This window comes from Mycobacterium sp. UM_WGJ (genome assembly GCF_000455125.1).
In the GTDB taxonomy this organism is placed as follows: domain Bacteria; phylum Actinomycetota; class Actinomycetes; order Mycobacteriales; family Mycobacteriaceae; genus Mycobacterium.
The window spans coordinates 56790-77636 of the sequence record NZ_AUWR01000008.1 but is presented as its reverse complement, the minus strand read 5'-3'; the positions used below and the strand labels follow the sequence as shown (position 1 = coordinate 77636).

20 protein-coding genes and 1 pseudogene are annotated in these 20847 nt (G+C 68.4%); 13 read left to right on the top strand and 8 right to left on the bottom strand.

The genetic code is table 11. The features are described from left to right. The first annotated feature begins 9 nt into the window (after positions 1-9). The 3 genes from N416_RS0102290 (at position 10) to N416_RS0102280 (ending at position 2109) form a co-directional block, all read left to right on the top strand. On the top strand, positions 10-429 hold the full coding sequence (locus N416_RS0102290) for a cytochrome c oxidase subunit 4 (RefSeq protein ID WP_024440520.1): 420 nt from the start codon (positions 10-12) through the stop codon (positions 427-429). A 130-nt stretch (positions 430-559) separates the two neighbouring features. After that, the gene (locus tag N416_RS0102285; protein WP_024440519.1) at positions 560-1471 is read left to right on the top strand and encodes an MmpS family transport accessory protein; all 912 of its coding nucleotides are present in this window, start codon (positions 560-562) and stop codon (positions 1469-1471) included. An 11-nt stretch (positions 1472-1482) separates the two neighbouring features. Next, positions 1483-2109 carry a DUF2561 family protein gene (locus tag N416_RS0102280; protein ID WP_024440518.1) on the top strand — a complete coding sequence of 209 codons (627 nt, stop codon included), beginning with the start codon at positions 1483-1485 and terminating at the stop codon, positions 2107-2109. A 35-nt stretch (positions 2110-2144) separates the two neighbouring features. On the opposite strand, the gene N416_RS0102275 is transcribed toward N416_RS0102280, so the two are convergent. The 5 genes from N416_RS0102275 to N416_RS0102255 all read right to left on the bottom strand — a co-directional run bounded on the left by N416_RS0102275 (position 2145) and on the right by N416_RS0102255 (position 7164). Then, positions 2145-2777, bottom strand: coding sequence for a pyridoxal 5'-phosphate synthase (locus tag N416_RS0102275; protein ID WP_024440517.1), 633 nt, complete (start codon positions 2775-2777; stop codon positions 2145-2147). 115 nt (positions 2778-2892) lie between these two features. Further along, the gene (locus N416_RS0102270) at positions 2893-4518 is read right to left on the bottom strand and encodes a cytochrome bc complex cytochrome b subunit (protein WP_024440516.1); all 1626 of its coding nucleotides are present in this window, start codon (positions 4516-4518) and stop codon (positions 2893-2895) included. Then, a complete protein-coding gene (locus N416_RS0102265) occupies positions 4515-5684 on the bottom strand; it encodes a ubiquinol-cytochrome c reductase iron-sulfur subunit (protein ID WP_024440515.1) in 1170 nt (389 codons plus the stop codon). Before N416_RS0102265 ends, N416_RS0102270 begins: the two co-directional genes overlap by 4 nt. Further along, a complete protein-coding gene (locus N416_RS0102260; protein ID WP_231383962.1) occupies positions 5681-6556 on the bottom strand; it encodes a cytochrome c in 876 nt (291 codons plus the stop codon). Before N416_RS0102260 ends, N416_RS0102265 begins: the two co-directional genes overlap by 4 nt. Then, positions 6553-7164: a heme-copper oxidase subunit III gene (locus N416_RS0102255; RefSeq protein ID WP_024440513.1), complete on the bottom strand. Its 612-nt coding sequence runs from the start codon at positions 7162-7164 to the stop codon at positions 6553-6555. Before N416_RS0102255 ends, N416_RS0102260 begins: the two co-directional genes overlap by 4 nt. 171 nt (positions 7165-7335) lie before the next feature. Here N416_RS0102255 and trpD point away from each other — a divergent pair, with 171 nt between their 5' ends. After that, complete coding sequence (gene trpD / locus N416_RS23690; RefSeq protein WP_125078104.1) at positions 7336-8418, top strand: anthranilate phosphoribosyltransferase; 1083 nt, start codon at positions 7336-7338, stop codon at positions 8416-8418. Here the strand turns inward: trpD and N416_RS0102240 are convergent. Next, positions 8356-10212: pseudogene (locus N416_RS0102240) on the bottom strand (DEDD exonuclease domain-containing protein); the annotation flags it as partial. The gene trpD and the pseudogene N416_RS0102240 overlap by 63 nt on opposite strands. A 97-nt stretch (positions 10213-10309) precedes the next feature. On the opposite strand from N416_RS0102240, the gene N416_RS0102235 reads away from it, so the two are divergent. The 4 genes from N416_RS0102235 (at position 10310) to N416_RS0102215 (ending at position 14007) form a co-directional block, all read left to right on the top strand. Further along, complete coding sequence (locus N416_RS0102235) at positions 10310-10576, top strand: hypothetical protein (RefSeq protein WP_231383961.1); 267 nt, start codon at positions 10310-10312, stop codon at positions 10574-10576. Between the two features lie 183 nt (positions 10577-10759). Next, complete coding sequence (ripC, locus tag N416_RS0102230; protein ID WP_081654441.1) at positions 10760-11896, top strand: peptidoglycan hydrolase RipC; 1137 nt, start codon at positions 10760-10762, stop codon at positions 11894-11896. 46 nt (positions 11897-11942) lie between these two features. Next, positions 11943-12716 (top strand): DUF4157 domain-containing protein, encoded by a 774-nt coding sequence (locus N416_RS0102225; protein ID WP_369797561.1) that lies wholly within the window; start codon positions 11943-11945, stop codon positions 12714-12716. 148 nt (positions 12717-12864) lie between these two features. After that, positions 12865-14007, top strand: coding sequence for a glycosyltransferase family 4 protein (locus N416_RS0102215; protein ID WP_024440507.1), 1143 nt, complete (start codon positions 12865-12867; stop codon positions 14005-14007). A 66-nt stretch (positions 14008-14073) separates the two neighbouring features. On the opposite strand, the gene N416_RS0102210 is transcribed toward N416_RS0102215, so the two are convergent. Then, positions 14074-15876, bottom strand: a complete 1803-nt coding sequence (locus N416_RS0102210; protein WP_024440506.1) for a long-chain fatty acid--CoA ligase — start codon at positions 15874-15876, stop codon at positions 14074-14076. Positions 15877-16069: 193 nt separating this feature from the next. Here N416_RS0102210 and N416_RS0102205 point away from each other — a divergent pair, with 193 nt between their 5' ends. From N416_RS0102205 to N416_RS0102185, 5 genes are all read left to right on the top strand, one after another. After that, positions 16070-16465: a hypothetical protein gene (locus tag N416_RS0102205; RefSeq protein ID WP_024440505.1), complete on the top strand. Its 396-nt coding sequence runs from the start codon at positions 16070-16072 to the stop codon at positions 16463-16465. Between the two features lie 94 nt (positions 16466-16559). Continuing rightward, positions 16560-16997 (top strand): SRPBCC family protein, encoded by a 438-nt coding sequence (locus tag N416_RS0102200; protein WP_024440504.1) that lies wholly within the window; start codon positions 16560-16562, stop codon positions 16995-16997. Positions 16998-17032: 35 nt separating this feature from the next. Next, entirely contained in the window at positions 17033-18292 is a 1260-nt protein-coding gene (locus tag N416_RS0102195; RefSeq protein ID WP_036457032.1) for an ArsA family ATPase, read from the top strand. Next, on the top strand, positions 18289-18702 hold the full coding sequence (locus N416_RS0102190) for a hypothetical protein (RefSeq protein ID WP_024440502.1): 414 nt from the start codon (positions 18289-18291) through the stop codon (positions 18700-18702). Before N416_RS0102195 ends, N416_RS0102190 begins: the two co-directional genes overlap by 4 nt. A 112-nt stretch (positions 18703-18814) precedes the next feature. Continuing rightward, entirely contained in the window at positions 18815-19549 is a 735-nt protein-coding gene (locus N416_RS0102185) for a 1-acyl-sn-glycerol-3-phosphate acyltransferase (RefSeq protein ID WP_024440501.1), read from the top strand. Here N416_RS0102185 and N416_RS0102180 read toward each other — a convergent pair. Then, entirely contained in the window at positions 19510-20805 is a 1296-nt protein-coding gene (locus tag N416_RS0102180) for a glycosyltransferase 87 family protein (RefSeq protein ID WP_024440500.1), read from the bottom strand. The genes N416_RS0102185 and N416_RS0102180 overlap by 40 nt on opposite strands. Positions 20806-20847: the final 42 nt, after the last annotated feature.

The window sequence follows — 20847 nt, the reverse complement described above, 5'->3', positions numbered from 1 at the left end:
GACAACCGCATGCGCATCGAATCCAGGCTGTTCGAGTTCGTCGCCACCTTCTTCCTGGTGGTCGGCGTGATCTACGCGGTGCTGACCGGGAAGTTCGCCACCGGCGGTGTGGAATGGGCCGGCACCACCGCGCTGTTCCTGACCGGCATGATGGCCATGATCGTGGCCACCTTCTTCCGGTTCGTGGCCCGCCGGCTGGACACCCGTCCCGAGGACTACGAGGCGGCCGAAGTCAGTGACGGCGCCGGCGAGCTGGGCTTCTTCAGCCCGCACAGCTGGTGGCCCATCCTGATCGCGCTGTCCGGGTCGGTGGCGGCCGTCGGGATCGCGCTGTGGCTGCCGTGGCTGATCGCCGCCGGCGTGGCGTTCGTGTTGTCGAGCGTGGCCGGACTGGTCTTCGAGTACTACATCGGCGCCGAGAAACACTGACCGGATCTCCGCCGCGGCCGCCGTGTCGACCCGCTTGGGTAGGGTTGCCGATGCACAATGACCAACGGTGGTTGATGTCGACCGCAACCGGTCAGGTCGTGGCGCGGCGGTTTGAAAAGGATAGGCGGGAATGAGCGGGCCGAATCCCCCAGAGGCGGGCTCTGGAGACGAGGGCTCCGGCAACGGTCAGCCGGCCCCGGACGCAGCCGCTGACATGGCCCCCGACGCGGGCGCGGGCGGGGAGATTCAGCCACTGGACGATGTGACGGCAACTCCGGCCGCCGCGCGGGCAGACAGCACCGCGTATTCGCAGGCTTACTCGGCGCCCGAATCCGAGCAGTTTTTGAGCGGCCCCTACGTGCCGGTGGATCCGCGGCTCTACGACTACGACAACTACGACGTGCCCGACGAACCGGAGCCGGGCGCGAAGACACCACGGTGGCCGTGGGTGGTCGGTGTCACCGTGATCATCGCCGCGGTCTCGCTGGTGGTGTCGGTGGCACTGCTGTTCGCCCGCACCGAAACCCGCGATCTGGCCACGCCGGCCACCACGAGCAGCACCGTCTCGGTGCCGCCGGTACAGGACGAGATCACCCGGACCAGCACCAGCACCACGGTGCCGCCGCCTCCGCCGCCGAGCAGCGAGGAACCGCCGCCCCCGCCGCCGCCGAGCAGCGAAGAGCCGCCGCCCCCGCCGCCGCCGAGCGAGGAGCCGGCACCGGAGCCATCGACCACGACGCAGGAGACCACCACGACCACGCCGCCGAAGCCGCTGCAGGTGACGTACTCGGTGACCGGCACCAAAGCGCCGTTCGACCAGATCACGATCACCTACGTGGATGCCTCCGGGCAACGTCGCACCCAGCGCAACGCCTACATCCCCTGGTCGCTGACCCTGACCCCGATCTCCCAGTCGGAGATCGGCTCGGTGGAGGCGACCAGCATGCTGCGGCTGAGCAAACTCAACTGCTCGATCACCAGCAGTGACGGTAGGGTGTTGTTCTCCAACAGCAATGACGCACCGGCGACGAGCTGCGGATGACCGGCGGGAACATGGTAGATCGATTCATTCGACCGGGGCAGTCCCCGGAGGTTACTGACCGCATATTGCTGGGCGCGTGCGCCGCGACCTGGCTGACGCTGCTCGGCATGAGCGTGGCGGCCACGGTGGCGCTGGTAGATCTCGGGCGGGGTTTTCACGAGCCGACCGAGAGCTCGCACAGCGGCCTGCTCTACATCGTGATCGGCGCCTCGGCGTTGGTCATCCTGGCGGCCATCCCGGTGTTGCTGCGGGCGCGCCAGCCCGTCCCGTCGCGGCCTCCAGGATTTCCGCCCCAGGCGCCGGCCAAGCCGCCGCGCCCGACCGCCCAGGACGCTCCGCTTCAGCAGCCCGGGTTCGACGCTCCGGGCCGGCGGGCGGCCGGCACCCGCCAGGTGCTGCCTAATCAGGCTCAAGTGGACCGGGTGTTGCTGCGTGGCATCACAGTGCTGGCCATCGCGGTGGGTGGTGCGTTGACCTTGGTCGCCTTGGCCACCTATCTGATGGCCGTCGGCAAGGACACCGGCTCGTGGGTCTGCTACGGGTTGGCGGGGGTCGGCGCTGCCGCCATGCCGGTCATTCCCTGGCTGTACCTGCGCAGGCTGGGTGAAGTACTGGAACTGCCGTCTCGGTTCGGCTGAGCGCCCCAACGGCGCCATTGTCGCGGCGTGCTCGGCTACGGCCAGAGCAGCGTCGTTGACCAGCTCGCGTCGCCGTCCCGTTCGTACCGCAGCCTGCGGTGCCGGCGCGTGGCGTCGGCCTGCCAGAATTCGACGGCCTCGGCCCGTACCGCATACGACGTCCACTCGGCGGGCACCAGGGCGGGGGAGCGCTCAAGCTCCAGATGCGCCTTGGCGAGTGCCTCGCTGATCTCTGTCGGATCTGCGTAGGGCTCGCTCTGCCGGCCGGTGAGCACCATCGCCCGAGCGTCTTGCGAGCGGGCCAGGAAGTCATCGGCGGTCACCGCGGGCGGGTCGGGCAGCGCCATGCCGTCGACCCTGACCTGACGGCCCAGCGAGGGCCAGTAAAACGTCAGTGACACAGCGGGATTGCGGGCAAGATCGGCGCCCTTGCGACTGGCCGAGCTGACCCCGAAATGCCACCCGGCGGCATCGACGTCTTTGAGGATCAACACCCGCGTCGACGGCCGCGCCAGGCCCGTCGCGTCCACCGCACCGACCGTCGACAACGTCATCGCATGAGGTTCCGCGACGCCGCTGTCGACAGCGTGCAGCAGCCATCGGACGAACAGCGCGACCGGCTCGGCCGGTGCCTGCGCCGGATCGAATTCCGGTGCGGCACCAACCAAAACGGGCAGCCCGCGCAGGAGATCGCGCAGGCTGCCCGATGGTTCGGACCCGTTGTCAGACCTAGGCGATCGCAAGCGCGGCGGAGCCGGGCGAAGCGGGTCGCCTTTGTCAGACCTAGTGGTGACCGTTGGTGTCCCCGCCCTGGTGCTCGGCCAGCGCGGTCAGCGCACGCCGCTCGCTGGCGTGTGCGGCCTCGGTGAGCGCGGCGTCTTCCTCGACCGGGTCGGCCGTCAGGAAGCTGCCACTACCGGGAGCGCCGCCCGAGCCGAGCTTGTTCATCTTCTTGGGCAGCGGCGCGCCGGCGTACTCCAGCGGAATCGGGTGGCCGTGGTCGTCGACCGGGCCCAGCGGCTGGTGCAGCTCGATGTAAGCACCGTGCGGCAGCCGCTTGATGATGCCGGTCTCGATACCGTGCTCGAGCACGTCACGGTCACTGCGCTGCAGGCCGATGCACCACCGGTAGGTGATGAAGAAGATAAACGGCGGCAGCACCACCATCCCGATACGGCCGATCCAGGTCGTCGCATTCAGCGAGATGTGGAACTTCCACGCGATGATGTCGTTCATCGCGGCCAGGGTCAGCACCATGTAGAAGCTGATCGCCATGGCGCCGATCGCGGTACGGACCGGAGCGTCCCGGGGGCGCTGCAGCAGGTTGTGGTGTGCGTAGTCGCCGGTGAACTTCTTCTCCAGGAACGGGTAGACCATCAGCAAGCCGAAGACGCCACCCATGATCAGCGCGACGCCGACCGGACCGGGAATGGTGTGACCGAAGGGGTAGAACTCCCAGGCCGGCCAGAGACGGGCCAGACCCTCGGTCCACATCATGTAGAAGTCCGGCTGGCTACCCGCCGACACCTGCGAGGGGCGGTAGGGTCCCAGGTTCCAGATCGCGTTGATCTGCAGCAACCCGCCCATCAGGCCCAGGATGCCGGTGATCATCGCGAAGAACGCGCCCGACTTGATCGCGAAGACCGGCAGCACGCGCACGCCGACGACGTTGGTCTCGGTGCGGCCCGGGCCGGGGAACTGGGTGTGCTTCTGGAACCACACCAGCGCCATGTGCACGCCGATCAGGGCCAGGATGATGCCCGGGATCAGCAGGATGTGCAGCGCGTAGAGCCGGGGGATCAGGATGGTGCCCGGGAAGTCGCCGCCGAACAGCGCCCAGTGCAGCCAGGTGCCGATCACCGGCATGCCCAGCGTGATCGAGGACAGCGCGGCGCGCAGACCGATACCGGAGAGCAGGTCGTCGGGCAGCGAGTAACCGAAGTAGCCCTCGAACATGGCCAGGATCAGCAGCAGCGACCCGATCACCCAGTTCGCCTCACGCGGCCGACGGAACGCGCCGGTGAAGAAGATGCGCGCCAGGTGCACCATGATCGACGCCGCGAACATCAGCGCGGCCCAGTGATGCAGCTGGCGGACGAACAGGCCGCCGCGGACCTCGAAGGAGATGTCCAGCGCCGATTCGTAGGCCCGCGACATCTGCACGCCGTTGAGCGGCTGGTAGACGCCGTGGTAGATGACCTCGGCCATTGACGGGTCGAAGAACAGCGTCAGGTAGACGCCGGACAGCAGCAAGATGATGAAGCTGTACAGAGCGATCTCACCGAGCAGGAACGACCAGTGCGTCGGGAAGACCTTGTTGAACTGGCGGCGCAGGGCGGCGGCCGGGTGGTACCGGGTATCGATGTCGTCTGCTTGGCGTGCGAGCAGGTCGCCGATTGCAGGGCTCATGAGGTGCGCTCCCAGAAGGCCGGTCCGACAGGTTCGATGAAGTCGCCGTTGGCGACCAGATGCCCATTGGCGTCAATGGTGATCGGCAGCTGTGCCAGGGCGCGAGCCGCCGGGCCGAAGACCGGCTTGGCGAAGTGCAGCGCGTCGAACTGCGACTGGTGGCACGGGCACAGGATCCGATAGGTCTGCTGCTCGAACAGGGAAGAGGGGCAACCCAGGTGCGAGCAGATCTTGGTGTAGGCGAAGAAGTCGCCGTAGTTGAAGCTCTCCTGGCCTTTGCGCTTGACCACCTTGGCCATGTCGTCGGGCCGGATGCGGATCAGCATCACCGGGTTCCGGACGCCCATCATGATCTCGGTGAGCTTCTCGTTCGATTCTTCGGTGGTGCCGTCACCGTCGGACTCGCGCCACGGGAACACCGTCTCCATGCCGCCGGCGTCGAGGTCCTCGGGCCGCATCTTGACGAACGGTGAGTTGGTGCTCTGACCGGTCGCGCGGGCCAGGTAGATGGTCTCGCCGGGGTAGCGCGGGGTCCATCCGGAGGTCCACAGCGCGGCCTTCTTGCCTTCGGCGGTTTCGACGACCGGCTTCCAGGGGTTCTTGATCAGGCCACCGGCGCCGGCCACCAGGGTGCCCAGACCGAATGCGCCGAATCCGACGCCCAGCGACGCGCCCAGCAGCTTGCGCCTCCCGATGGTCGAACCCTCGAACGCGTCGGTCAGCTGGGCCGCCACGGTCTTCCGGTCGATCTCGGGGGAGCTGCCGTCGTGACGGTCCTGGATGGTGATCTCTTCGGGGATGAACTTCTTGACGAACAGCACCGCGCCGATCGCGATACACAGCACCGAGAGACCGAAGGTCAAGCCGTACAGCGGAGTGGCCAGCGAGTAGGCGAAGCCGTTCGGGGACTCCAGCGGTGCGTACTCCCAGGGCCAGAACAGGAAGACCAGCAGCAGGGCCAGTCCGAAGCCGCCACCCGCCAGGAACCAGGCCGCGATCCGGCGCTCGGCGCGCTTCTCGGCCCGAGTGCCCTCGACCGGCCAGCGAGTCTCCTTGAAGACGGTGTTGACGCCGTCGATCTTGCCGCCGAGAGCCAGCAGCTCGTCGTTGGTCATCGTCGCCAGTGCGGCGTCGTCAGGGAGTTCGATCTTGTCGTTGCTGCTCATGAGCGTGCCCCGATCCACATTGCCGCGGCGATGGCTGCGACCATGCCGATAATCCACATCACCATTCCCTCGGGCGCCGGGCCGAACCCGCCGAGCCCGTAGCCGCCCGGATCACGTTCCTCGGTAACGGATTTCACGTAGGCGATGATGTCCTTCTTCTCCTCCATGGAGATCTGCCGGTCGGAGAAGCGCGGCATGTTCTGCGGGCCGGACAGCATCGCGGTCAGGATCTGCTGCTCGCTGGCCGGCTCCAGGTCGGGCGCGTACTTACCCGAGGACAGGGCGCCGCCCCGGCCGGTGAAGTTGTGGCAGGAGGCGCAGTTGAGCCGGAACAGGTCGCCACCGCGGCCCAGGTCGTCGCCGCGCAGCGAAGCCTGCGCGATGCTGCCGTCGGCGTTGCGCACCACGGTGGGGCCGCCGCCGTTGGCCTGAACGTAGGCGCCCAGGGCGTCGATCTGCTTGTCGTCGAAGAACGGGTACGTGCGGGGGGCCTGCGCCTCACCGCGGACCGCGGGCATCCGGCCGCTGGAGACCTGGAAGTAGACGGCGGCTTCACCGACGCCGATCAGGCTCGGACCGCGGCCCACCTCGCCCTGCAGGTTGGCGCCGTGGCAGCTGACACACGAGGTGTCGAACAGCTGCTTCCCGGTGCGCAGCAGGGCCGATGCCGACTCGTCGGCCACCGCAACCTGCGGGGTCGGGGTCAGCAGCGCGGCCATTCCACCGGCTAGGGCCAGGGCGATCAGCAGCAGCAGTCCGCCCGAGGCCCGACGGCGCAGGCGCCGACGGGCGACGGTGTTGTTGTTGCCAGGTCGGGCCCACTTCTTCAGTGTCTTCAACCGGACACTCCTGTTCATCGGGCGGTTGCTCATCGGATGAAGTAGATAGTGGCGAACAGTGCGATCCACACGATGTCGACGAAGTGCCAGTAGTAGGACACGACGATCGAGGCGGTGGCCTGAGCCGGGGTGAACTTGCTCATCGTGGTTCGCAGCATCAGGAAGATGAAGGCGACCAACCCACCGATGACGTGCAGGCCGTGGAAGCCGGTGGTCAGGTAGAAGACCGTGCCGTAGGCGCTCGACGGGATGGTGGTGCCGTGCGCGACCAGGTGGGAGTACTCGTAGGCCTGACCGCAGACGAAGAACAGTCCCATGAGGAAGGTCAGCAGGTACCACCGGCGCAGCCCGAACACGTCGCCACGCTCGGCGGCGAACACGCCCATCTGGCAGGTGAACGATGAGGCGATCAGCACCAGTGTCACCGGTACCGCCAGCGCAAGATTCAGCTCGGTTGGCGGCGGCGGCCAGGCGCCACCGGACTGCGCGCGAGCCGTGAAGTACATCGCGAACAGACCGGCAAAGAACATCAATTCACTGGACAGCCACACGATGGTGCCGACGCTGACCATGTTGGGCCGGTTCAGCGAATGCACACGAGAAGTAATGGCAGTACCCGAGGACCCCACAGCGCTCGTCACCCCGCAAGTATGACGCTATGTAGTTGTAGAACTCCACCCGGGGCTGGCAATTCGTTTGAACTGGTCTTGTCGCTGCTGTTACCGGGCTGTTAGCGCTCTGTCCTCCGCTTGTTTCGGGCCCGGTTTCCGGTTGGCTTTGGTGTCACGGAGGCCGCGTGCGACGATCGGCGCGTGGTCGAGCCAGGTAGTGCGGTGCAGCCGAAAGCGCAGATAGGGCAGTGGCGACAGGTCCTGGGCGGACTGACGTCCGGCAGCGACCTGCCTCGGGGCCAGGCGGCCTGGGCGATGGAGCAGGTCATGTCCGGCGCCGCGACCTCCGCACAAATTGCGGCGTTCGGGGTGGCGATGCAGATGAAGGGCCCCACCGCCGCCGAGGTGGGCGAGTTGGCCGACGTGATGTTGGCCTACGGACGCAAGGTGCCCACCGACAAGATCGGCACCGACACCGTCGACGTGGTGGGCACCGGCGGGGACGGTGCCAACACAGTGAATCTGTCCACCATGGCGGCGATCGTGGTGGCTGCCACCGGAGTGCCGGTGGTCAAACACGGCAACCGGTCGGCCAGCTCGCTGTCCGGGGGCGCGGACACCCTGGAGGCGTTGGGGGTGCGCATCGACCTGGGGCCCGACGAGGTGGCGCGCAGTGTCGCCGAGGTCGGCATCGGCTTCTGCTTCGCCCCGCAGTTTCAGCCGTCGTATCGCAACGCCTCGGTGGCGCGGCGCGAGATCGGCGTCCCGACGGTGTTCAACCTGCTGGGCCCGCTGACCAACCCGGCCCGCCCGCGGGCCGGGCTGATCGGGTGCGCATTCCGGGAGTTGGCCGAGGTGATGGCCGGTGTGTTCGCGGCGCGGCGGTCCAGCGTGCTGGTGGTGCACGGCGATGACGGCCTCGACGAACTGACCACCACCACGACCAGCACCATCTGGCGAGTGCAGGCCGGCACCATCGAACGGCTGACGTTCGACCCGGCCGGTTTCGGGTTCGCCCGGGCGGAGGTGGGCGAGCTGCTCGGCGGGGACGCGCAGGCCAATGCCGAGGAAGCCCGTTCGGTGCTCGGCGGAACCAAGGGTGCGGTGCGTGACGCCGTGGTGCTCAACGCGGCCGGCGCGATCGTGGCGCACGCAGGGCTATCCAGCAGCGCTGAGTGGTTGCCGGCCTGGGAGGACGGGTTGGCGCGCGCGGTCGAGGCGATCGACAGCGGCGCGGCGGAACAGTTGCTGGCTCGCTGGGTCCGCTTCGGCGCTCAGCTCTGAGGCCAGCTGCGCCGATCGGGCCAGCGCCGCCCACGCCATCCACGGCCCGGCCGAGCCGATCGGCGAGCTCCACCCCTCGGGTTCACCCGCCGGTTCGTCGAGCCTCGCTGAACCGCCGGCCCCGTCGACCCGCACGATGCGCACCCCGGGCGCTGCCAGCCAGCGGGCGATGAGCATGGTCTCCTCGACCAGTGCCCCGGCCAGCGGCGCCGGCTCGGGCAGTACCGCTTCGGCTCCCAATGTGATCGCGTCGACCACGGGCATCGGCGGGACACCGCGCGCAGCGCACCCCGCGGCAGCCAGCCGGCCGTGGCGGATCACCGCGAGCTGCCACCCACCGGTGCCATCCGGCGCCGCGGCCACCAGCTCGGGAAGTGCCACCAGGGCACGGGCGCGTTGACTGCGCCACAGCGCATCGATGGCGGCCGCGGTGCGGTCGCGTAGCCGTGCCGCACTTTCGTAGTGCCCGCGATCAGCCAGCGCGTTCACCTGCTGCACCGCGGCGCGCAGGGCGGAGTTGTCGGCGCCGTCGAGCAACGCGACCGCACGCCTGACCGCTTCGGCGTACTCGTCTGCGGTGGTGTTCGGCGTCGCCGGGCAAGGGCTGACTTCTGCCGGTGGGCAGCGGTGCCGACCGGTTCGGCTCAATCGCGTTGTGCAGGTTCGCAGTCCGGTGAACCGCGAGAACAGGGCGGCGGTCTCGGCGGCGTCAGCTCGCGAACGGAACGGACCGACGGCCCGGTCGTGGCGTGGCGAGCGCACCACGGTCAGCCGGGGGAAAGCCTCGCCTGACAGGGTGATCCACCACCACCGGCGGGGAAACTTCGATCGCCGGTTGTAGGGCGGAGCCGCCGCGGCCAGCAGTCGCAGTTCGCGCACCCCGGCCTCCAACGGATGCGCGCATTCGACATGATCGATCCGGGTGGCCAGCGCCACCATCTCGGCGATGCGGCTACGGCGTTCGGAACCGTTGAAATACTGCGCGACCCGGCGGCGCAGATTGGTGGAGGTGCCGATGTAGAGCACTTCGTCGGACGGGCCGCGGAACAGGTAGACCCCGGGCCGGTGCGGCAGCCCGGCGGCCAGGCTGCGCTTGCGGCGCTGAGCCGGTGTCGTGTGCGACAGGTAGGCGCGCAGGTCGACGTAGGTGTTGACCTGCTGATTCCCCAGCCGCTCGATCAGCGCGTGCAGGACGTCGACGGTGGCGCGGGCGTCGTCGAGCGCCCGGTGGGTGGGGGTGGTGCTCACCGCGAACAGTCGGGACAACTCGGCAAGCCGGACACTGGGTGCCTCGTCGCGGCTGAGCACCCGGCGTGCCAACCGCACCGTGCACAGCACCGGGGGCCGCGGCCAGGCCAGATCGCAGCGCTGCGCGGCGGCGGTCAAAAACCCCACGTCGAACCCGGCGTTGTGGGCGACCAGCACCGAGCCGCGGTCGAACCCGGCGAACTCGAGGAAGGACGGCAACACGGCGTCGATCGTGGGCGCCTCGTAGACCATGGCGGTGGTGATCCCGGTCAGCCGGACGATCTGCGGCGGAATGCCGCGCTGCGGGTTGATCAGGGTGGCGAACTCGCCCTCGACCACTCCGCCCCGTACCTTGACCGCGCCGATCTCGGTGATGGCGTCCGCTTCGTCGGCCCCTCTTGGCGAGGCCCGGCCGCCGGTGGTCTCCAGGTCCACCACCACGAACGTGGTGTCGCGCAGGGTGGCCGGGGCGGCGTCGAATTCGGCTGCGAACTGGGCTTCGAAAGGCGGGAAGCTCAGCTGCCCGGTGTCAGCGCCGGTGGTCATGGCCGAACCGTAGGCGCACGCACTGACAACAGGACGATCACCAACAGGTTGTCGGTGCCCGGAGTTAGCGTGCCGGCAACTGATGAGAGGAATCGTCATGGGACAGATCTCGGGACACTCGGATGACCGCGGCGCGCGCGGGTCGGATTCGGATCCGATGGTGATCGACTGCGATGACTGTGCGGTGCGCGGACCGGCCTGCCGGGACTGTGTGGTCAGCGTGTTGCTGGGTGTGCCCAACGAGCTCCTCGAGGACGAGCGCGCGGCGCTCGACGTGCTTGCCGAGGCGGGGATGGCGCCGCGATTGCGGTTAGTCCCGATCCGGGGCGAGCGCGGGCGGTCGCGTCGCTCGGGTGTGGCCTGACCAGGGGCGGACCCGGATAAGTGGCCTTAGAAATTTCACAATCCTGACTGTTACAGTCGGCAATTCGTGATGGACAACGACGTTGCCATTCCGTAACCTATTCGAGACCTTACGTTTCGGCGGCGGTACACCCCCTGTACCGCCCTGGGCAGTGTTAAGGATGCAATCTTGGAGCTCGAACGTATGCAGTGGCGTCTGCGTGCTTTGAGGCGCCCTGCCCTCGGCGCCGCAGCCGGTTTGGTAGTCGGTGTCACGACTCTGAGCAGCGTATTGGTCGGAAACGTCCACGCAGACCCCGCCGACGACGCCCTGGCGAAGCTCAGCGAACTGTCCCGGCAGGCCGAGCAGACCACTGAGGCCATGCACACCGCGCAGCTCAATCTCGATGAGAAGCTCGCCGCGCAGCAGGCCGCGGACAACGCACACCATGCCGACCAAGCCGCCCTGGATGCGGCCCGGGACCAGCTGTCCACCTACCGGGCGGCCGTCAACCGCTTCGCCGCCGCCACCTACATGGGTGGCCGGGTCGGCGGCGCCGACGCCATCTTGACCGCCGAGTCGCCGCAACAACTGATCGACAAGCTCGGTGTGCAGCGGGTGGTTGCCGGCGACCTGTCGGTGCAACTGGACCGTTTCCGTGTTGCCAGCGAGCAGGCCGATCAGGCTGAGCAGGCGTCCGCCCAATCGGCTGAGGACGCCCGGACGGCAGCCGAGCAGGCCGCCGCGGTGCGCGCGGAGCTGCAGGCCCGCCAAAGCCGTCTGCAGCTGCAGATCTCGGTGGTGAAGTCCCAGTACTACGCACTGACGCCCGAGCAGCGCACGGCGATGGCCGCGCCCGGCGCGGGACCCGAAGCCGTTCCGGGCGAGCCCGGCCCCGAGGGTGTGCCGCCGGCACCCGGATTCCCGGGATTCCCGATGCCCGGGTCCGACGCGCCGCCCCCGATGGATGTGGCGATGGGCGCCTCCGGTGGCGGAGCCGCCGCGACCGCCGTGCAGGCGGCGTTGACCCAGGTCGGCACGCCGTATGTCTGGGGCGGGGCCGCACCGGGCGGATTCGACTGCTCCGGATTGGTGATGTGGGCGTTCCACCAGGCCGGCATCAACCTGCCGCACTCCAGCCAGGCGCAGGCCAACGGCGGGCAGGCGGTATCGCTGTCAGAACTGCAGCCCGGCGACGTACTGACCTTCTACTCGGACGCGTCGCACTCGGGGATCTACGTCGGCGACGGCATGATGATCCACTCGTCCACCTACGGTCAGCCGGTCCGGGTGGTCCCGATGACCTCTTCCGGCCCGATCCACAACGCCCGCCGTTACTGAGCGCCGGGGAATCCGCCGCCTGCTCGCGGCGCTGCTGATTGTCGAGTTGATCGTTGGTGTCGCGCTGCTGCGGGTAGCTGCTCGCCCGCCGGCAACCGAGCAGCTGGTCGTCGGCGATGACCGCAGCGTCGTTCTGGAGAACCTGGGCGGACAGCGCGGCGAAGAACTGCTGTCGCGAGTGGCTGCCAACATCGGAGCTGCCGTCGACGCGGTCGAAGCGTTCTGGGGCACCGACTGGTCGCATCGCATCCAGGTGACGGCCACCGGGTCGGATCGGCAGTTCGTCGAGCTGGCCGGCCACGACAGCGCGGATGTCGCGCAGTGGTCGGATGTCGCCGCTGTCGCGGTCGCCGACCGGGTGGACCCGGAGCGTCGGACAGCAGTTGGTCAGCGCATCGTCTTCGCGCCCGGCGCGGACGCGATGAGTACCCCGGCACTGCGAATTGTGTTGACCCATGAGCTGTTCCACTACGCAGCCCGCACCGACACCGCGTTCGACGCGCCGCGCTGGCTCACCGAGGGGGTAGCCGATTTCGTCGCACGACCCACCGGGGATCGGGCGATCGGGGTGGCAGGACCGGTGCTGGCATTGCCCTCGGATGCCGACCTGGATGCTCCCGGACCGCGCCGGGCGAACGCCTACGACCGGGCCTGGGAGTTCGCTCGATTCGTGGCAGAGCGCTTCGGAACGGCCAAGTTGCGCGAGCTCTATCTGACCGCGTGCGGTCCTGGCCACGTGCCGCCGCCGGTGGCGGTGCAGTTGGTGCTCGGGGTGGATCTGCCCGAGCTGCTCGCCGGGTGGCAGCAGTGGCGGGGTTGACGGCCCGCATCGTCAGCCCGCTGGGCCTGATTGCGCGCTTCCTCCCCGGGCCGCGGGCGGCCCGCATCGTCAGCCCGCTAGGCCTGATTGCGCGCTTCCTCCCCGGGCCGCGGGCGGCCCGCATCGTCAGCCCGCTAGCATCCCTGCAGTGAGCCGGGTCCTGCTGGTAACCAACGATTTTCCGCCGCGCCCCGGCGGCATCCAGTGCTACCTGGAGGAGCTGGTGCGCCGCATCTCCGCCAGCGGGCGCCATGACGTTACGGTGTACGCGCCGCAGTGGAAGGGCGCCGAGGCCTTCGACGACGCCGCGAGATCCGCCGGCTATCAGGTAGTGCGTCATCCCGGCACGCTGATGTTGCCGGGCCTGGCGGTCGACTCCCGGATGCGCCGGCTCATCGCCGACGTGGGCGCACAGACCGTCTGGTTCGGTGCGGCCGCGCCGCTGGCGCTACTGGCCAACCGGGCGCGCTCCGCCGGTGCCTCTCGGGTGGTGGCCAGCACCCACGGGCACGAGGTGGGCTGGTCGATGCTGCCGGGGGCCCGATCGGTGCTGCGCCGCATCGGCGACTCCTGCGACACCGTCACCTTCGTCAGCCACTACACCCGCAGCCGGTTCGCCTCGGCGTTCGGCCCCGATGCCGCGCTGGAGCACCTGCCGCCCGGAGTGGACACCGACCGGTTCCGGCCGGACCCCGGCGCCCGCGCCGAACTTCGTGCCCGGCATGGGCTGGGGGAGCGTCCCACCGTCGTGTGCGTCTCGCGACTGGTTCCCCGCAAGGGCCAGGACATGTTGATCAGGGCGCTACCGGCGATCCGGAAACGCGTGGGCGAGGCCACACTGGTGATCGTCGGTGGCGGCCCCTACGCCGAGACGCTGCACAAGCTCGCTGACGAGTGCGGGGTCGCTGATGCGGTCATCTTCACCGGCGGCGTGCCGGCCGACGAGCTGCCGGCCTATTACTCGCTCGGCGACGTGTTCGCGATGCCGTGCCGCACCCGGGGCGCCGGGCTTGACGTGGAAGGCCTGGGCATCGTGTTCCTGGAGGCGTCGGCGGCCGGGGTACCGGTGGTCGCGGGTAATTCCGGCGGTGCCCCCGAAACCGTCCTGCACAACCGGACTGGGCTGGTGGTCGACGGTCGGGCTGTGGAACAGATCGGTGACGCCGTCGCCGGACTGCTCGCCGACCCCGACCGGGCCACAGCGATGGGTGCCGCCGGACGCGAATGGGCGACGGGACATTGGCGCTGGAACACGCTGGCCGGACGAATGGCCGACCTGCTGCAGGCCTGAACCGCTCGGTTCATGCGGCGGTCCCAGCTTCGGCTCTCCTTCGTCGAGCCTCGCTGAACCGCTCGGTCAGCCCTTGGCGTAGATAGCCTCGATCGCGTCGGCGAACTTCTCCGCGACCACGTTGCGCTTGACCTTCATGGTGGGGGTCAGCTCGCCGGTGGCCTCGGTGAAGTCGACCGGCAGGATCTGGAACTTGCGGATCGACTCGGCGTGCGAGACAGACAGATTGGCCTGCTTGACGGCCGCGTCCACCTCGGCGATCAGGTCCGGGTCGGTGGCCAGGTCCGCCGGGGTCGCGTTGCTGGCCTTGCTGTTGCGCTGCTTCCAGCCCTCGATGGCCTCGGGGTCGATGGTGATCAGCGCGCCGATGAACGGCTTGGCGTCGCCGACAACCATCGCCTGGCTGATCAGCGGGTGCGACCGCAGCTGGTCCTCGAGCACCGCGGGGGCGACGTTCTTGCCGCCGGCGGTGACGATGATCTCCTTCTTGCGACCGGTGATCTTGAGGTAGCCCTCGTCATCGATGGCGGCCAGGTCGCCGGTGCGGAACCAGCCGTCGGTGAACGCGTCGGCCGTGGCCTGCTCGTTCTGCCAGTAGCCGCTGAATACCACGCCACCGCGCACCAGCAGCTCACCGTCCTCGGCGATGCGCATACTGTTGCCGGGCACCAGCTTTCCGACGGTCCCGACTTTCATGCCGCCGACCGGGTTGACGGTGATGGCGGCAGTGGTCTCGGTCAGCCCGTAGCCCTCATAGATGGACAGTCCGACGCCGCGGTAGAAGTGGCCCAGCCGCTCGCCCAGCGGCGCGCCACCGGAGACCGAGGCCCGGCAGTTACCGCCCAGCGCGGTACGCAGTTTGTGGTACACCAGCTTGTCGAACAGGGCGTGCTTGACGCGTAGCAACAGGCCGGGGCCGCCGCGGTCGGTGGCCTCGCTCCAGTCCACCGCGGTCTGGGCCGCCATCTCGAAGATGCGGCCCTTACCGTCGTTGGCGGCGTTCTGGGCGGCGGTGTTGTACACCTTCTCGAACACCCGCGGCACCGACACCACCACGGTCGGCTTGAACACTGAGAACATCGGCACCAGGTTCTTGATGTCGCTGGTGAATCCGACCGTGACCTTGTTGGCGAAGCCGGCGATGCTCAGGGCGCGCGCCAACACGTGCGCCAGCGGCAGGAAGACCAGCAGACGCTGACCGGAAGTCATCAGGGTCGGCAGTGCGGCCTGGGTGCCGCGGACCTCGTGGATGAGGTTGGAGTGGGTGAGCTCGCAGCCCTTGGGCCGCCCGGTGGTGCCCGAGGTGTAGATCAGCGTCGCCGGGTCGGTGGCCCGCAGTGCGTCGAGGCGCGCGGTGACCTGCGCCGGGTCCTGGCCGGCGGCGGCCTCGGCGAGTTCGTCGAGGGCCGGGGCGCCTGACCCGTCGATGGTGAACACCCGCCGCAGCGACGGCAGGTCGCCGGCGAGTTCGTTGACGATCTGGGCGTGGGCGTCGGTTTCGGCAAACGCCACCACTGCGCTGGAGTCCTGCATCACCCAGCGGACCTGCTCGGCCGACGACGTCTCATAGATCGGAACGGTCACCGCACCGATGGACAGGATCGCGTAGTCCAGGATGGCCCACTCGTAACGGGTCGCCGAGAAGATGACCACCCGGTCGCCGGCCGCCACACCCTGGCTGATCAGGCCCAGCGCGGCCGAGCGGATCTGCGCGGCGGCTTCTGCACAGGTGACGTCGGTCCAGGCCCCGTCGACCAACCGCTGGTAGATGGCGAAGTCGGGGCTGTTGCGCTCGTGCTCGAAGACGACCGCGGCGACGTTGTCGTGCTCCTCGACGGTGAACGGCGCGGGAACACTGAACTCACGCATTGCGATGACCTCTCTTGCCAACCGGGGTGTCGATCCAATCAGCCTAGTCGGCGACTGATGATGACCGTGACGGTGTTCACGTTGCGGTACGCCCACCGGGAAAGATAGTGGCCGGCGCGGCGAACCGGTTGTCGGCCCGCGGGAGAGATAGCGGGGGAAGGTTGCGCAAGCGTGTTCGATACGCTTGCGGGCCATGAACAGTATCCAGGTCGCCGACGAGACATTCGTTGCTGCGTCCGGCGAGCAGGTCGGGGCGGCTGTCGCCGATCGTTCGAGTTGGCAGCGATGGTGGCCCGACCTGCAGCTGCAGGTGGTCGAGGATCGTGCCGACAAGGGCATGCGGTGGACGGTGGGCGGGCCGCTGACCGGCACCATGGAGGTCTGGCTGGAGCCGATGCTCGACGGTGTGCTGCTGCACTACTTCCTGCACGCCGAACCCACCGGTGTGACCGGCCGGCAGCTGGCCCGGCTGAACCTGGCGAAGCTCAACCACCGTCGCCGGGTGGCCGGCAAACGGATGGCCTTCGAGATCAAGGACCGCCTCGAGCGTTCCCGGCCGGTCGGGGTCTCTCCGCTCGCTGTCAGTTGACCCGGCGCTACAGCACAGCGGCTCCGAAAAAGGACAGGTACCGTCTCTGCCGAGGGCGGTGTGGCAGGCGCTAGCGAGTTAGGGAAGTAAGTACGTGGCTGATAAAACGGCTCAGACGATCTACATCGCGGCGGATCCGGACACGGTGATGAAGGTGATCGCCGACATCGGCGCCTACCCCGACTGGGTCTCGGAGTACACCGAGGCCGAAGTGCTCGAGACCGATGCCGACGGCTACCCGAAGGTGGCGCGGTTGGTACTCGACGCGGCTGTGCTCAAGGACACCATGGTGCTGGACTACGACTGGTCGCCAGACCGTCGCTCGGTGCGTTGGTCGTTGCAGTCGAGTTCGCTACTGAAGGCGCTCAACGGCGAATATCGATTGACGCCCAAGGGATCTGGAACCGAGGTTCTTTACGAGTTGTCGGTGGATCTGATGATTCCGATGATCGGCCTGCTCAAGCGCAAGGCGGAGCGGCGGCTGACCGACACCGCGCTGAAGGACCTGAAGAAGCGAGCAGAGGCTGAGTGAAGCCGCCTGAGGCAGGAACGCCGACAGCGCTTCCCGTGCCTGCGATCAGTCTGTTCGTCGGCAAGGGCGGCGTAGGCAAGTCCACGTGTGCGGCGGCGACCGCGGTCTCGTTGGCATGCGCTGGTGACCGGGTGTTGCTGATCTCCACCGACCAGGCCCATTCGGTGGGCGACGTGCTCGGACTGCCGGTGCCCCCCGGTGACGGCCGGGACCCCATCACGGTGGACGTCGATGACGCCGGAATGGGGGGTGGCTGCCTGGACGTGTTGGCGTTGGACACGCTGGCCCTGCTCGAGCGGCAGTGGGCCGGCGTGGTCGAGGTCCTGGCCGCGCGGTTCCCCGAGTCTGACCTGGGTAGCGTTGCGCCCGAAGAGCTTTCGGCGCTTCCCGGTGTGCAGGAAGTGCTGGGCCTGCACGAGGTGGGCGAACTGGCAGACACCGGGCATTGGGACCGGGTCATCGTCGACTGTGCGTCCACCGCCGATGCGATGCGGATGCTGACGCTGCCGGCGACGGTGGCGCTCTACGCCGAGCGGTCCTGGCCGCGGCACCGTCGGCTCAGTGGAACCGAGGATCCCCGGTCGACCGCACTGGTCGATCTGATCGAGCGAATCAGCAGCGCCGCCGAGCAGCTTGCCGAGCGGCTGACCGATGAGACGACGGTCGCTGCGCACCTGGTGCTGACCGCCGAGCGCGTGGTGGCCGCCGAAGCCGTCCGGACTTTGGGGGCGCTGTCGCTGACCGGCGTCCGGGTGGCAGAGCTGATCGTCAATCAGATTTTGTTGCAGGATGATTCGTACGTCTACACCAATCTGCCGGCGCACCCGGCGTTCGACTGGTACGCCGAACGGATCAGGGAACAGAGCGGTGTCCTCGACGAGGTCGACCGCGCCATCGGTGATGTGGCGATGGTGTTGGTCCCGCATCTGGCGGGGGAGCCGATCGGCCCTAAAGCGCTGGGCGATCTACTCGCGAACAGCCGCCGCCGCGACGGATCGGCGCCACCCGGTCCGGTGCGGCCAGTGGTCGACCGGGAGTCCGGTTCCGGCTTGGGGGCGGTGTATCGACTGCGGCTAGAGTTACCCCAGGTCGATTCCGGTGCGCTGAGCCTGGGGCGATCCGGAGATGATCTGATCATCGGTGCAGGTGGCACCCGACGTCGGGTTCGGTTGGCGTCGGTGCTGCGGCGGTGCACGGTCGTGGACGCAACGCTGCGTGGCAGCGAACTGACGGTGCGCTTCCGGCCGGATCCGGCCGTGTGGCCGGTGACTGGCGATGAGGAGGTGCGACGTTGAACGCTGGCGCCCACCCCGATCTGGGCGAGCTCGGACCCGAACTGCGCAAGCTGGCCCAGGCGATCCTGGATCGACTTGACCCGGCGGTGCGCGCCGCGGCGCTGTTGGCGGCCTCCTCGGGTGACGGCCCGGGCAAATGCCAACAGGTGTGGTGCCCGGTGTGTGCGCTGGCTGCGCTGGTCACCGGGGAAGAACATCCGCTGCTCACCATCGTCGCCGAGCACAGCGTCGCGCTGTATGAGGTGATCCGCGCGGTGGTGGGCGAGCCCGACGGAGCTGGTGGGGCGCCACGTCCGCCGGACCCCGGCTCGCCCGGCGGAGGGGGTGGCGGCGACCAGCCGCCGGCCCGGCCCAACTATGAGCCGATTCCGGTCACCATTGAAACCGACACCAGAAACGCCGAAAGCTGAGGAATTCCGCGGAATTCGTGATGTGACGAATCACCGTGTGGTCCTAGCCACCCGCGGTCGGTAAAGTTGGCGCGAACACGGCCGCCTTTAGTCGGGGCAGGAGGGAGGGGCCATGTGGTACTGGCTGGCCAAGTACGTCTTCTTGGGGCCTCTGCTTGCTCTGATCGGGCGGCCGAAAGTCGAGGGTCTGGAGAACATCCCCGACGACGGTGCGGCCATCCTGGCCAGCAATCACCTCGCCGTCATGGACAGCTTCTACCTGCCCTTGGTGGTGCGCCGGCGGATCACCTTTTTGGCCAAATCGGAGTACTTCACCGGCACGGGACTCAAGGGCTGGCTCACCCGCTCCTTCTACACCGCCGTCGGTCAGGTTCCCATCGACCGCAACGACTCTGACGCCGCGCAGGCCGCGCTGAACACCGCTCAGCGGATCCTGTCGCAGGGCAAGTTGCTCGGTATCTACCCCGAGGGCACCCGCTCACCCGACGGCCGGCTGTACAAGGGCAAGACCGGACTGGCGCGGCTCGCGCTGCACACCGGCGTCCCGGTGATCCCGGTCGTCATGGTCGGCACCAACGTGGTCAACCCGCCGGGCACCAAGATGCTGCGCTTCGGCAGGGTCACCGTCCGCTTCGGTGAGCCGATGGATTTCTCCCGCTTCGACGGGATGGCCGACAACCGTTTCATCGAACGCGCCGTCACCGACGAGGTGATCTACGAATTGATGCGGCTGTCCGGCCAGGAATACGTCGACATCTACGCGGCAAGCGTCAAAAACGGTGCCGCACAACAGGACGGGGCAACGGGTCAGCCGGTCGCCCGGTTTCCGGAGACCGCGGCGGGCTGATCCGGACTCGTCCGGGGGACGGGCCGCAGCGTGGCGCCGGCCGTGATGATCACGGCCAATGCCCACCACACGTAGGACGTCCCGGCCAGTTGGCGCCACCACGCCGCGCCGGCTTCGTGGTGTTCGGGCAGTAACTCGATCGGACTGCGCATCATCAGCGCCACCCCCGCTACACCGAGCACGCCGAGCACGACCGCCCGATGCCGGTAGGCCACCACCGCCGTGACCACCACGGCGGGCAGCATCCACACCCAGTGGTGTGACCACGACACCGGCGACACCACCAACCCGAACAGTGCCACGCACACCAGCGCCAGGATCGGCTCACCGGCCCGGAGCACCCGGCGGCCCGCCCACCACATCGCCGCCAGCACCGCCAGGCACCCCGCCAGCCACAGCACCGAGCGCAGCTGGTCGTTCAGCGGCAGCCGGGCCAGCGCGCCGGCCAGGTTCTGGTTGGTGTTCAGGCTCGCCCCGCCGATGCGGTCGGTATCGCTGACGGTGTGCGTCCAGTACTGCCAGGAGTCACTCCAGGCCATCACGAAGCCCACCAGTGTCGCCGCCAGGAACGACGCCACGGTGGTCACCGCGGCACGCCTGTCCCGACGTAACAGGAAGTAGAGCAGGAACACCGCCGGGGTCAGCTTCAGCGCCACCGCCACACCCAGCAGTGCGCCGCGCGGCCAATAGGTGCGCCACGGTACACAGTCGGCGATCACCAACGTCATCAGCACCGCATTGACCTGACCGAAGTCGAAGTTCGCCCAGATCGGTTCGGCATCCAGCCAGATCGACGCCGCCACGATCGCCGTCGCCACCACGCCGCGGTGCCACCAGGCCGGCCCGCAGTCGGGGTGCGCGTCGAAGCGGACCCCCAGACCGGTGAGCACGATGGTGATCGACACCACCAGCAGCAGCGTCGAGAGGACGATCAGCGCGGCGGTCGCGGTGCCCAGCGACACCCAGGTGAGCGGAGCGAACAGCACCGCGGCGATCGGGGGATAGGTGAACGGCAGAACCGTCCCGTCGATCTGGGTTTGGAACCAGTCCTGGCCGTAGAGCGGCCGGCCTTCACGCCAGGCCTGTGCCGCCATCCGGTAGACGTCGACGTCGATGTGGTACGGCGTGCTGCCCAGCGCCCGCCACGTCGTGTAGCCCAAGGCTGCAACCGCCAGCAGCGTGAAGATCCACCAAACGGCCCAACCGCTGATGCCCCCGTGCCGACGGCCCGGGTCGGGCGGCCGCGATGTAGTCATGTCGCAGCACAGCCTATCGGGTAGCGACGTTAAACCGAGCCA